The organism is Lysobacter alkalisoli, from assembly GCF_006547045.1.
In the GTDB taxonomy this organism is placed as follows: domain Bacteria; phylum Pseudomonadota; class Gammaproteobacteria; order Xanthomonadales; family Xanthomonadaceae; genus Marilutibacter; species Marilutibacter alkalisoli.
In genome coordinates, this window is the sequence record NZ_CP041242.1 from 3389056 (window position 1) to 3402897 (window position 13842).

The 13842-nt window shown below is 68.8% G+C and carries 7 protein-coding genes; all 7 read right to left on the reverse strand.

Going from position 1 to position 13842, the window contains the following annotated elements:
- Window positions 1–126 precede the first annotated feature (126 nt).
- On the reverse strand, window positions 127–2718 hold the full coding sequence (locus tag FKV23_RS15025; protein ID WP_141624590.1) for a glycoside hydrolase family 2 protein: 2592 nt from the start codon (window positions 2716–2718) through the stop codon (window positions 127–129).
- Between the two features lie 31 nt (window positions 2719–2749).
- Complete coding sequence (locus tag FKV23_RS15030; protein WP_141624591.1) at window positions 2750–3958, reverse strand: glycoside hydrolase family 27 protein; 1209 nt, start codon at window positions 3956–3958, stop codon at window positions 2750–2752.
- Window positions 3959–4028: 70 nt separating this feature from the next.
- The gene (locus tag FKV23_RS15035; RefSeq protein ID WP_141624592.1) at window positions 4029–5570 is read right to left on the reverse strand and encodes an alpha-N-arabinofuranosidase; all 1542 of its coding nucleotides are present in this window, start codon (window positions 5568–5570) and stop codon (window positions 4029–4031) included.
- 16 nt (window positions 5571–5586) lie between these two features.
- Window positions 5587–7002, reverse strand: coding sequence for a glycoside hydrolase family 27 protein (locus FKV23_RS15040; RefSeq protein ID WP_208543182.1), 1416 nt, complete (start codon window positions 7000–7002; stop codon window positions 5587–5589).
- 7 nt (window positions 7003–7009) lie between these two features.
- A complete protein-coding gene (locus FKV23_RS15045; protein WP_208543183.1) occupies window positions 7010–8953 on the reverse strand; it encodes a glycoside hydrolase family 97 protein in 1944 nt (647 codons plus the stop codon).
- Window positions 8950–11961: a glycoside hydrolase family 31 protein gene (locus tag FKV23_RS15050; protein WP_208543184.1), complete on the reverse strand. Its 3012-nt coding sequence runs from the start codon at window positions 11959–11961 to the stop codon at window positions 8950–8952. Before FKV23_RS15050 ends, FKV23_RS15045 begins: the two co-directional genes overlap by 4 nt.
- Window positions 11962–12037: 76 nt before the next feature.
- Window positions 12038–13675: an alpha-L-fucosidase gene (locus FKV23_RS15055; protein WP_141624594.1), complete on the reverse strand. Its 1638-nt coding sequence runs from the start codon at window positions 13673–13675 to the stop codon at window positions 12038–12040.
- Window positions 13676–13842: the final 167 nt, after the last annotated feature.

The following is a 13842-nucleotide window of genomic DNA, read 5'->3' on the forward strand; positions in this document are numbered from 1 at the left end:
GCGTTCCGCGGGCAGTTGCAATGCTGCGCTCGCGGCGCCGCGAGCGCCTGAACAGACACAGTGAGTCCGGGCTCGGCACTGGCCTCCCGGACGTGGATTCGCTCTTGATGGCTGGGCTCCAGGCGTTCAGTTCGCAGGAAACACCATCACCCGCACCTCGCTCAGCGCGGCGGGGTGGTCGGGTGTGACTTCCGGGAAGCGGATGCGCAGGAAGCGTGCGATGGCGGCATGCTCGAACAGCGCGAGTTCGTAGGTCTTGCGTCCGCCTTTGGCGTCGGCGATCGGGCGCCAGTCGGCGCCGTCCTTGCTGATCTCGACGACGAAGTCAGGCGCCTGCTCGTTGGGCATGGCCAGCGACAGCCAATGGAGGGCGTACAGGTTCTCCAGGTCGACGGCCCAGAATGCGGAGCCGTCCTTCGCGGGCGCGCTCCACCAGGTCTGCTCCTGGCCGTCGTTGGCCATCGGCGCCGGGTGGCCGGCCTCTGCGCCGCTGGTCGACGTGGGTCGGCTGGTGGTCACGTTGATCGGATCGCTGGCCAGCGCGTTACGGCTGATTGGCGGGTAGGCGATGACGGGCTGGTCGGGCGCCAGCGGCGAGACGCCGGGAACGAAAGGATCGGGTCCGGTCGTCGTGATCGCGATGCGTGCCGGCTTCAGGCCCGGCGAGGTCGCCTCGATGACGCTCTTGCCGGCGAAGTAGGAGCGGAACGTGATCGCGGCCTGGCCGTCGCGGATGGCGACCATCGACGTGTTGCTGAAATGGATGCTGCGGCCGGTGGGGAACTTGCCGGGACCACTGACGATGGTCAGCGTCACGTCGGGCGAATTGCTCAGCGCCCTGCCCGCCTCGTCCTGCACGGTCACCACCAGATGCGCATCGTCCAGCCCCTGGGTGCCGCGGATCTGCGCCTGGCTGGCGGCCAGGTGCAGCTGCGCCGGCTTGCCGTCCACCGGCCAGGCCGGCGGCGGCACGCCCGCGTAGGCACTGCGGTACCAGTGATACTGGCGCTTGGGCAGGCGGAAATAGTCGATGAAGCCCATCGAACCGAACTCGACCGACGCGATCGAGCCGTGATCGAAACCGGCCCACAGCGCTTCGCCCGAACGCCAGGGATAGCGCCACGAATAGGGCTTGGGGTTGGCCTTCTGGTCCGGAGTGTCAGGCATGAGGCCGAAGCCGGGCTCGTAGGCGCCGGGACGGTCGGTGATCGTGGAGCCGTATTCCGACACCACCGAGGGCACGCCCGGGTCCAGGAACAGCGTGGCGCCGTCGCCGTTGTAGCCGGCCACGTCGCCCAGCTTGTCGATGTCGCCGCGCTGCGAACCGCCGATGGCCACCGGCCGCGTCGGGTCGAGCCGGCGCATGACGGCCACCTGGCGCTTGACGAAGTCGCGCATCGCGTCCATCGCCTGGCCCTCGGTGAAGAACACCTCGTTGCCGTTGCTCCAGACAACGATGGAGGGATGGTTGCGATGGATGCGGATCATCTCCTCGGTCTGCTGCAGCACGCTGGCCTCGAACCCTGGGCGGTCCGCCGGGTCGGGCGGGTAGGCGCTGGACAGCCAGTTGCCATCGGCACCGAAGCCGCCGATGCCCCAGAACGGTGCCTCCGACCAGAACAGCAGGCCGATCTCGTCGGTCGCCTTCGAGAAGGCCGGCGAGTGCGGGTAGTGCGAGCCGCGGATGAAGTTGAAGCCGGCGTCCTTGATCATCTGCACGTCGCGCCGCGCCGCGCCGTCGGTCACGCCGTCGCCCCAGCCGGCATGGTCCTGGTGCACGTTGGCGCCGATCATGTACAGGTGCTTGCCGTTTAGGAAGAAGCCCCGGTCGGCGGTGAATTCGATGGTGCGGATACCGAACGGCGTCTGGTAGCGATCGACCGGCTTGCCGTCCACGTGCAGGCGGCTCACCAGCGTGTAGAGGTAGGGCCGGTCGGGCGACCACAGCCGCGGTTGCGCGATCTCGGGCAGCTGCTGCTCGTAGGTCACGGTGCTCGCGGCCGGCATGGTGCGCTCGCTGCGCTGCACCGAGACCCGCTTGCCGGCCGCGTCGAGCACTTCGGAAACCAGTTCCACCGTCACCGGCGCGCCGGCGCGCTCGTTCCTCACCTCGGTCTGCACGCGCACCGTGGCGCGTTCGTCGGACACCTGTGGCGTGGTCACGAAGGTGCCGTACCAGGCCACGTGCACCGGGTCGGTGACGACCAGACGCACATTGCGGTAGATGCCGCCCGAGAACACATGCTCGCCGGCGCGCGGCGCCACGCGTGCGTTCCACTCGTTGTTCACGTGCACGGCCAGCAGGTTGCGGCCCGCCTTCACGTAAGGCGTGATGTCGACGCTGAAGCCGGTGTAGCCACCAACGTGGCGCCCGGCCTTCTGTCCATTGACCCAGATCTCGGCCTCCTGGAATACGCCGTCGAACTCGAGCGAGACGCGCTTCTCCGTGACGCTGGCGGGCAGTTCAAGGTTCTTGCGGTACCAGCCATGGCCAACGTAGAAGCCGGTGCCGAGAAAGTACGGCTCCGAGAACGAGTGCGGCAGATCCACGCGACGCCATTGCTCCGTGTCATGGCCGGCCGCCCAAGCGTTGGCAGGGTTGCCCAACGTGAAGCTCCAATCGCGGTTGATGGCCTCGCTGCTGCGCGTGGCCGCGCAGGCGAGGTTCGCCAGAAGCGCGATGCATACGGCCACCGCGAGGCGCAGAAGGCTCTTCATGCCGGCATCCGATGGCCGTGGGCCCGCCGCGTCAGAGCACCGGCGTGATCCGCACCATGATCACGCCATGCGGGGCGACCGTGCCGCCATAGCTGCCGCGCACGTTCTCCGAGACCTTCTTGCTCCACAGGTCCTTCACGTTGGCCGTCAGGCCGGCGGGCAGATTGAGCTGATCCCAGTCCACCTTCATCTCGGCCGGCGCCTCGCCGCGGTTGAACAGCACCACCGCGTGCTCGCCGCCCTTCAGCGGACGCGCCCAGATCTCCAGGTCGTCTTGCTTCCAGATGCGTCGCGCCTGCTGGCCCAGCGGATCCTGGTCGACGGCGATGACGTCGGTGTTGGTAAGGATGCGGAGCGTATCCGCGTCCATCGCCGACAGGTCGTTGCCGGCGATCAGCGGCGCCGCCAGCATCGCCCAGAGCGAGAAGTGCGACTCGTACTCGGTGGTGGTCATGCCCCCATTGCCCACTTCCAGCATGTCCGGGTCGTTCCAGGCATTCGGCCCGGAATGGCGCCAGCGCTCCACCTGCAGGTCGAGAATGTTGACCATGCCGAGCGAATAATCCTTGCGGCCCTCCCATGCGTCGAAGATGTCGCCGGTGGTGCGCCAGAGGTGGCCCACCGGCTGCGCCCAGCGTTCGGGATGGTTGTCGCCCCATTCGCAGATCGACAGCACGATGTCGCGCCCGGACTCGCGCAGCGCCTTGGCCATGAGGGTGTAGGCGGCCTCGGCGTCGCGGGTGCCGGTGTAACACCAGTCGTATTTCAGGTAGTCCACGCCCCACTTGGCGTACTGGCGCGCGTCCTGGAACTCGTAGCCGGCGCTGCCGGGACGGCCGCCGCAGGTCAGCACGCCGGCATCGGAGTACAGGCCGAATTTCAGCCCCTTCGAGTGCACGTAGTCGGCCAGCGCCTTGATGCCGCTGGGGAAGCGCTCGGGGTCGGCGACGATGTTGCCGTCGGCGTCGCGGCTCTTTTGCCAGCAGTCATCGATGACGATGTACTGGTAGCCGGCGTCCTTCATGCCGGAAGCCGCCATCGCGTCGGCCTGCCGGCGCACCAGCGCCTCGTCGATGTCGCAGCCGTACTTGTTCCACGAGTTCCAGCCCATCGGCGGCGTGGGGGCGAGCAGCGGCTTGGGCGCGTCGAGCTTGAGCGTCTCGTGGGCGTAGGCGGGCGCGGCGGCGGCGAAGCCGAACAGGATGACGGCGTGCGCGGCGCGTCGGACAAAGCGGAGCATGCGGGGACCCTCTTGAGAGATGCCTGATGAAGGGGGTGGGAAACAATCGTGGGTTCGCGGGTCGCCCGGTTCAGGGCTTGCCCACGCTGACGACGACGATGGACTTCGGCGGCAGCTCCAGCACCAGCCCTTGCGCGCCGGCGCGCGCGGCGTACGGAGCGGGCACCACGGCCTGCGGCTTGTCGAAGGTGTTGTGGGCGTCGATGGCGGCGGCGGTGAGCACGCGGCCCCGCGCATCGCCCTTCAGGTTGGTCACAACGCGTGCCGGGCGCTGCGGGTCCAGGTTCACCAGCGCCAGCTGCGTGCTGCCGTCTTCGGCGCGCGCCACGCTGGCTTCCACCGCCGGCAGCTCGACGTCGCCGGTGCGGAAACGCGGCGTCTCCAGCTTGGCCTGCAGCGGCGTCGCGCCGCGGAAGGGCTTGTAAAGGTCGAACGCGTGGTAGGTGGGCGTCAGCAGCATGCGCGGCCCGTCGGTGAGCACCGGAGACTGCAGCGCGTTGACCATCTGCGCGATGTTGGCCATCTTCACGCGGTTGGTGTGGCGGTGGAAGGCGTTGAACGACAGCGCCGCGACCATCGCGTCGCGCAGCGAGTTCTGCTGCCACAACGCGGAGGCGCCGTCCGGCGTGTCGTACCAGGTGCCCCACTCGTCGACGTACAGTGCGACGCGCTTGTCCTTGTCGTGCTTGTCCATGATGCGCGAGACCACGTCGATACGCGTCTCGATGCCCATCGCGGTCTTCAGCGTCTTGGCCCAGGCGTCGGCGTTGAAACCGAGCGCCTCGCCCTTCTTGGTCCAGTCGCCCGGCAAGGTGTAGTAGTGCAGCGTGAAGGCGTCCATGTGCTTGCCGGAGTGCTCCATCAGCACCTCGACCAGGTGGTCGCTGGTCCCGCCCTCGCCCGAAGCCGCGCGCAAGGTCGACCCGCGCAGGAAGGTGGCGTACTGGTTGTGCAGATCGGACTGGTATTCGGGCCGCATGTTGCCACCGCAGCCCCAACTTTCGTTGCCGATCCCGGTGTACTTGACGGTCCACGGCTTGTCGCGGCCGTTGCGGCGGCGCTCTTCGGCCAGCGTCGTCTTGCCGTCTTCGGTCATGTATTCGAGCCATTCAGCCATCGCGCGCGGCGGCATCGAGCCCATGTTGGCGGCCAGGTAGACCTCGGAGCCGAGCATCTCGGCCAGATCCATGAACTCGTGCGTGCCGACGCGGTTGGTCTCCAGTCCGCCCCACCACTTGTTCATGCGCACCGGGCGCTTGGCGGGGTCGCCGATGCCGTCGCGCCAGTCGTAGTCGTCCGCGAAGCAGCCGCCGGGCCAGCGCATCACCGGCACGCCGAGCTGGCGCAGCGCGCCGACCACGTCGTTGCGCCAGCCGCGCGTGTTGGGAATGGGCGACTCGGGGCCGACCCACAGGCCCTCGTAGACGACGCGCCCGAGGTGCTCGACGAAGTGGCCGTAGACGGTGGGTTCGATGCGCGGCCCGGCGGGCTGCTGGGTGACGTCGAGGCGGACCTGAACGGGCTCGGCGGCGCCGGCGCCCAAGGGCAGCACGGCGGCGGCCGCAAAGGCGGCGAAGGTGGCGAAGGTACGCAGTAGGCGCGCGGGTGTCATCAGGGTCTCCTTGGATTCAAGCGCAGCGCACGAGCCGTGCGCCATGCGGGGGGATGGTGAGCGTGCGGGTGCCGGCGGGCAGGTCGGCGCGCGCCCAGCAGTCGCGACGCGCGTCGGGCAGCCAGGCGGGCAGCGACGCATGCCACGGCGCCTCGCCCGTGTTGAGCCATGCCGCCCAGGTGCCTTGCGGGCCGCTGCAGACGAAGCGGTGGCCCTGCGCCGTGCTGTGCCATTCGCGCGCGCCGGGCACGCGCAGCAACGCCAGCACCTCGGGATTGGTCACCAGCCGGAAAGTCCAGTCGTCGAGCCGGCGCAGGTCGTTGCCGAGGATCAACGGGCTGCGTGCGCAGGTCCAGGCGGTGAGCATCAGCACCTGCTCGTCGCGGGTGAAGCGGGTGTCGCGCTCTCCGGTGCCGCCGCCGTCGAGGTTGCGCAGGCCGATCTTGCCCACCGGCAGCATGTCGGCATCGGGCCAGGCACCGACGCGCGCATGCGGCGCCCACTTCACCAGGTTGACCAGGTTGTCGCGCAGCTGCGGCCAGGTGTCCCAGAAGTCGTTGCACACTCGCCACTGGTTGACATGCGCCTGCAGGTGCGCGGCCTGCTCCAGCAGCGACGGGCCGGGCGACAGGCTCAGCACCATCGGCCGGCCGCTGGCGTCGATGGCGCGCCGGATCAGCTCGACCTCGGGTGCGTGGTAGTTGGGCGCCGCGATGTCATCGACCTTCACGAAGTCCACGCCCCATTCGGCCAGCTGGGCGAACCAGGCGCGGTACCAGTCGAAGGCGCCAGGGTGGTCCGGGTTGACGCCGCACATGTCGGTGTTCCATGCGCAGGTCGACCCCGGGTTGGCCACCTCATGGCAGCGCCATTGGCTGCCGGCGATGGGCAGTTCCAGCCCCACCGCCTGGCGCGGGATGCCGCGCATCAGATGCACGCCGAAGCGCAGCCCCAGGCGGCGCACCTGCGCGGCCAGCGGCGCGAAGCCGCGACCGCCGGCGGCGCTGGGAAAGCGATTGGGCGCCGGTTGCGGGCGGCCATGGTCGTCGAGCACCAGCGGCGCGAAGGGCCGGTAGTGCGACGACCTGGCGCCTGCCTCGTACCACTGGATGTCGACGGTGGCCGTGTCGTAGCCGTAAGGCAGGAAGCGTTCGGCCAGGATGCGCGCGTTCTCCAGGTACTCGGCCTCGGTGACGCTGGCGCCGAAGGCGTCCCAGCTGTTCCAGCCCATCGGCGGCGACGGTGCCCAGGCGTGGAAGGGCAGCCCGGGTTCGGCCCCGTCGGCACTGCTGCGCGGGGCTTGGATGGCCGCGGCGGCGCGGGCCGCCGGCAGGCCTGCCAGTGCGGCCAGGCCGCTGCCCAGCGTGGCGCACACAAAGCCGCGGCGCTGCGGCGAGTCGGGCGAGCTGCCTGGAGATGCTGTCGTGTTCATGGAGTCTTCAAGGGGCGGGTTCGAGGATCACGACGGCGCCGCCGGCTGCGGCAAGCACCAGGCTGAGCACGTCCTTGCTCGCCACGTTGCGTTCGGTGCGGCGCACTTCGCGCACACCCTCGCCGTCCTGCCAGATGGTGGCGCGCCAGCGTCCGGAGGGCAGGAAGTCGAGCGGCACCTTCTGGGTGCGGGCCTGTTCGGCCGTCATCGCGCCGAGGTACCAGGCCTTGCCGTGGCGACGAGCCAGCACGATGTCCTGGCCCGGCTCACCGTCGATGAAGCGCGTCTCGTCCCAGGCTGCCGGCACGCGCCTGATGAAATCGAAGCCAGACTCGCCGCGGTAGTTCGAGGGGTCGTCGGAGACCATCTGCAGCGGGCTGTCGTAGACCACGTACATCGCCAGCGCCTGACCGCGCGTGGTCTGCGTCTGCGGCATCACGGCGCGCACTTCGAAGGTCTGCGGCGTGGCGTTGCGGAAGCCGCCGGGCGTGTAGTCCATCGGGCCGGTGAGCATGCGCGTGTACGGCAGCATCAGGTTGTGCTCCGGCGTGATGCGCCGGTCCATCTTGTTCCACTCGGCGCCCAGCACGCCTTCCTGGGTGATGAAGTTGGGCCAGGTGCGCTGCAGGCCGGCGGGCACGTAGGCGCCGTGCAGGTTCAGCAGCATGCGGCGCTGTGCGGTGGCGGCCGCGACGCGCTGGTAGAACGCCACCATCTCCTGGTCGTCGCGGTTCATGAAATCGACCTTGATGCCCTTGATGCCCCAGCGCGCGTAGGTATCGAGCACCTCGTCCATGCGCGCCGCCAGATGCTCCCAGTGCATCCACAGCAGCAGACCCACGCCCTTGTCGGCCGCGTAGCGCACCAGCGCCGGCATGTCGGTGCCTTCGGCCGGGCGGGCGATGTCGGTCGTGGGCAGCGCGTCGCAGCAGGGGCCGGCGCCCCAGGCCCAGCCGGCATCCATCAGGTAGTAGGGGAAGCCCGACTCCGCCGCGAAGTCGATGAATCGCTTGTAGTCAGCCAGGTCGGGCTTCACGCCTTCCAGCGGGCCCGACCACCAGTCCCAGGCCGTCTTGCCGGCCTTCACCCAGCCGAAATCGCCTTCGGGCGGCGGATTGAGATTGCCGACCAGGTGCGACTCGATCAGTTCGCCGGCGCGGTCGGCCATCATGATCGCGCGCCAGGCCGTTCTCAGGCCGGCCGGGGAAATGTAGGCCGGGCCCTGCCGGTCCGGCACGGCCGACAGGTACACGCGCAGCGCCGTGCCCTCGCGCCGCAGCATGGCGCCGGTGTAGCCCTCCAGATGTGCCTGGGTGATGGCGTAGTGGGCGCGGCCCGATGGCGCGGCGCAGACCACCGGCACGTCGTAGGCGACGCCTTCCTTCAGTTGCGAAAAGCGCAGGCGCTCGAACGGCAACTCATGCGCGCCGTAGTCGCGCTCGGTGACCAGGCAGGAGGGATCGCCCGCGGGCACGAAGGCCGTGCGTTCGCCACTCAGCCGCACCGGCGCCGGATCGTCGATGCGATAGCGGAACGCGACGCCGTCATCGTAGGCGCGCACGTCGACGATGAGCTTGCGTGCCGGCGCGCCGGTTTCGCGGAACGTCAGTGTGGCACCGTGGTAGCGGTCGCGCGCCACCGCCGCCTTGGTCGCGACCAGCGGGATCTCGCGGTCCACCTCGGTGTCTTCGCGGCTTTCCAGTGCCAGCGCGCCGAACGCCGGCGCGCCGTCCAGCTCCAGCCCCAGCGGGGATGCATCGATGATGGCCTCCCCGCGCCACAGCACCGAGAACCGGCCGGCGTCGTCGTCGATCCGGATGACGGCATCTCCGCTGGGCGATGCGACGCTTTGCGGTGTTGCCGCGGCGTCCCCCGCCATGGCGACCCAGGACAGTGCGGCGATCGCCGCGAACAACCCCATCGTTCTCATCGAATGACCTTCATTCTTCATTGCGTGAAGTGCAGTTCGACCGGTTCGCCGTGGAAGCGCACGGTCTTCGTCTGGACCCGGTCGCCGGGACGCGACGGCATCAGCCGCACGTTCAGCGTGCGCCGCTCGGTCATGCCGGGAAAAGCGCCTTCGCGAGCGCCGATGCGCAGCGTGCGTCCGGCATCGTCCCAGGCGAGCGCGACCGTGGCGTACTCGCCCTGCTCGTAGCGGTAGGTCTGGCCGTCGTCGTCGTAGAGCGTGAAGCGGCCATCGGCACCGGGGTAGATGCGGATCTCGTACGGCGCACCGGGCTTGTCGTCGACGTGCTGGATCACCGGACCCAGCGGCAGGATCGAGCCGGCGCGCACGAACAGCGGGAACTCGTCGATCGCATAGCGCCGCGCGGTGCTGGCGCCGCCGGCATGGCGCTGGCCGGTCCAGAAGTCGTACCAGTCGGCTCCCGCCGGCAGCAGCGTGGCCTGCCGCGGATCGAGCCGGCGCTGGTGCTCGGCCAGGGCGCTGCGCTCGCTCGGCGTGCGCCAGGCCAGCCGCATCGACCGGCCGCCGCCCTTTTGGAAATAGTCGATGCGCACGCGCACCGCCTGCCCCTTGCGCAACATGACGCGTGCACCCTCGAAACGCGCGCCGGCTTCCTTCCAGTCCTCGACCACGAGTTCGTCGTCGAGCCAGACCCTGAAGCCGTCGTCGCCTTCGACGCCGATCTCGTGCTCGCCGTCCTCGGCCGCGATGATCTGGCCCTGCCAGCGCGCCGAGAAGTTCTGCAGCCCATCAAGGCCGGCCGGCACGCTGTCCAGCGGTGGCCCGGGCCAATGGTGGTCGGCGTGGGGGTCGATGGTGCGGCTGGCGAGCTCCTCGAACTCCATGCCGCGGTAGTACTCCAGTTCGAGGCCCGGCTGGCCGTCTGGCGTGCGCAGCTGCGCCGCCGGCACCGTCGGCGGCGGCGGCAGTTCGGCATGGAACATCGGCCTGGTGATCGGCTGCACCAGGAACGCCGGGCCGAACATGTAGGTGTCGTCCACCCGGCGCAACGCCGGCTGGTCCGGGAAGTCCATCGGCAGCGCGCGCATCATCGTGTAGCCGTCGTGCGTGCTGGCCCAGGCCAGGCTGTAGATGTAGGGCAGCAGGCGATAGCGCAGCTCGGCGGCGCGGCGGATCGAGCGGTACACCGCCGGCTCGAGTGCCTTGAATGCCCAGGGCTCGCGTTCGATCGAAGTGCCGTGGATGCGGTAGACCGGATTGAAGATGCCGAACTGGTTCCAGCGTGCGAACAGTTCGCGGTAGGCCGGGTCGCGTTCGCCGCCGGGCGCGTTGACGAAAAAGCCACCGACATCCTGGGTCCAGTACGGCTGGCCGGCCATCGAGACGTTCAGGCCGCCGGCGATCTGCGCCCGCAGTGCGGCCCAGCTGGCGGTGGTGTCGCCCGACCAGGACATCGCGGCATAGCGCTGCTGTCCGGCCCAGGCGGAACGGGTGAGCGTGAACACGCGCTTGGCGTCGCGGTCGTCGCTGGCCCGCTGGCCTTCGTAGAGGCCGCGCGTCGCCAGCAGGCTGTAGACGTTGAGATAGCGGCCGAAGTCGCCCATCGCATTGCGGCCCAGGCGCTTGATGTCGGCCTCCACCTCGGCCGGATCGTGCGCGGCACCGCCCACTTCCACCTCGGTGCCGTCGATCCACAGTGCATCGACGCCGAGGTCGAGCAGACCCTGCTTCGTATGCTTGAAGTAGATGGCCCTGCCCTCGTCGCTGAACGCGTCGTAGATGCGCGCGCGCCTGGAAATCCAGTGCAGCGGTTCGAAGCGCAATCCGTTGGCGTCGAGTTCGTGCGCCAGCGCGGTGTCGTTGCCGACCGAGGGCCAGATCGACACCATCAGCCGGGTGTTCAGCCGGTCGTGCAAGGTGCGCACCATGCCTGCGGGGTCCGGGTAGCGCTCGCGGTCCCAGACCATGCCGCTCCAGTTGCCATCCCACTCGCCGTCCTTCTCGCCGCCCCAGTACTGCCAGTCCTGGACGATGACGTCCAGCGGGAAGCGCTCGCGGCGGAAGCGCCGCACCACCTCCAGCAAGCGCTGCTGCGTGGCGTAGCGCTCCTTGCTCATGAACAACCCGAACGCGTACTTCGGGAACATCGGCGCAGCGCCGGTGAGCTGGCGATAGCCCGCGATCACCTCGTCCATGGTGTCGCCGGCCATCAGGTAGTAGTCGACGCCGGCGGGCGCGTTGTCGGCACGGAAGGCAGCGCCCTGCGGGCCGTCGGAGAACGTCATCTTCGAATACGTGTCCCACAGCAGCCCATAACGGCGCGTGGACACCATGAACGGCACGACGATGCCGATATTGGTCTGCACCATCAACACGTCGCGGCCGCGGTAGTCCATGTACGGCTCGTCGTACTGGCCCAGGCCGTAGAGCGATTCGTCGGCCGTCAGCGCGAAGCGCTGCTCGACGGTGTAGGTCGGGGTCCCCGAGGATTCGGTGGCCGGGGTGATCGCCGGCGCCTGCTGCTCGCGCGTCAACGGGGTGCCGTCGGCGCGCTGGAATGCGAGCGCGCCGGTCCGCTTGTCGACCTCGATGCGCAGTGCCGGCCCGTCGATGGCGAGCGTGTCGGCCGACTCGGCGATCTCCAGTTGCGGGGCCTGCGGCGTCGCCACCACCACCAGGCTGGGCTGCTGCGTGTAGGTCTCGCCCTTGTGCGCCGAGACGCGCACGATGCCGGGGCCGTAGAACAGCACGCTCTTGGTGATGCCATCGACCTGGAACTGCACGCCGCCAGCGACGCGCAACCAGCCGAATCCGTCGCGCGACTCGACCGCCAGCCGCTGCAACTGGCCGGCGGCGTCCAAGCCGGAGGGTGGCTGACTGGCGAATGTCGGCCCGGCGATCGTCAACGCGGCGCCCAGAAGGCATCCGAGCAGCGTGCGACCATGCCGCGAGGTATCGCATTGCGTGCAGGAGCGGCCTTGGCCGCGATAGGCACGCGTTGCGGTGCCCGCTGGCGCGGTCGCGCCCAAGGGCGCTCCTGCAAGTGCCTCGGCGCGCCGCAAGCGGCGGGGAATGGATCCGGAGAGAGTCAACAGGATCATCCGGTCAAACCAGTCCGTTGCCGCGGATCTTCAGGGCCACGGCCATCGATCCGGCGAGTCCTTCTGGCAGGCGCACTTCCAACCCCCTTCGGTTGCGCTCAAACGGCAGGCTTTCGGTGGAGCCCAACATCTCGACACGCTCGATGGCACCCGGCGCCAGCGCCGATTCCTCGGCCAGCGTGTGGATGCGCATCACGCCATCGCGTGGCCAGCCGAGCGCGATGGCATACAGCACACCGCCCTTGGTAGTGAAGCGGATGTCTTCGGCCGTGAGCGGCTTGGACGAGCCTTCGCTGAACATGCCGCTGCCCACGCGCGTGGGCCCTTCGCCGAAGCTGCGCCACGGACGCGTGCCGTAGATGGCTTCGCCGTTGCGGGCCATCCAGGCGGCGATGTCCTCGAGGATCTTCTGCTCGTCGGCATCGATGGTGCCGTCGCCGCGCATCGGCACCGACAGCAGCAGGTTGCCGTTCTTGGAAACGATGTCGCACAGCCGATGGACGATCGTGGCCGCCGACTTGTACTGATGGTTGTCGAACAGCGAGCGGGCGTAGTGCCAGTCGCCCAGGCAGGTGCAAGTCTGCCAGGGCAGCGGCTCGATGTTCTCGCGGAAGCCGCGCTCCACGTCCTCGACCACGCCCGGGCGCCACTCTGTCGGCAACTCCTTGGCGTTGACCACCGCCTCCAGCTTGCCGCCGTTCCACGCCATGCTGGCGTTGTAGTAGTGGGCGGTGATGTCCAGCCCGACTTGGCCCAGCGGCAGCCCGTGGTTGTCCATGTAGACGAGGTCGGGCCGGTAGCTGTCGATCAGGTCGCGGCAGCGCAGGTACCACTGGCGAGTGAACGCCGGGTTCTGCAGCGGCGGCTTCTCGTCCCAGTAGAACGTGTTCTTCTCGTGCCACGCCTCGACGGCACGGATCGTCCTTAAGCCGTCGGGCATGACGATGTTGCGGCCGGTGTAGAGCTGTTGCGGATCCAGGCCCTGCCACCACTTGCCGCGGCCATCGGCCTTGGTCAGCGTGTAGGCGTCGTAGCGCTGGCCGGCATACGGGCCTTCGGGATCGTAGCCGTAGGCCGACTGGAACCAATGCCACGCGTGCGCACCGTGATTGCTGACGCCAAAGCGCAATCCCCGTTCGCGCGCGGCCTTGGCCCAGATGCCGATGAGGTCCTTCTTGGGACCCACGCGCAGGGTGTTCCAGCCGTGGTACTTGGAGTCGTATGCGTCGAGGTTGTCGTGATGGTTGGCCATCGCCACGAAGTACCTGGCACCGGCCTTCACGTACAGGTCGAGCAGCGCGTCGGGATCCCAGTTCTCCGCCTTCCAGCGATTCTGGATCTCCATGAAGCCGGACTTGGTCGGGTGGCCGTAGGTCTCGACGTGGTGGTCGTACTGCCAGTTGCCCTGGATGTACATGCGGCGCGCATACCAGTCGCCCATCTCCGGCACGCATTGCGCGCCCCAGTGCGCCCAGATGCCGAACTTGGCGTCGCGGAACCAGTCGGGCGTACGGTAGCCTTCCACCAGCGAGTCCCAGGTCGGCGCGAAGGTGGGCGCGAGCGCCGACGCCTTCGTCCCCCAGAACGGAAGCGAGGCCACTGCGGCAGCGGATTGGAGGAAGGATCGTCGGGACAGTTTCATGGACACGGGCCTGGCGGATTACCGATACGCGACGATTCGCGAAAGACAGCCGATGGCGAGGCCGGATGCGACGCGCCCCTTTCCGGCGGAGACGGCGGCAAACCCATCTTTTCGCCGCTGAATATTCGATCTTCCGCAAGATCGTGCACGCTTGGCAGCGCTGTCAA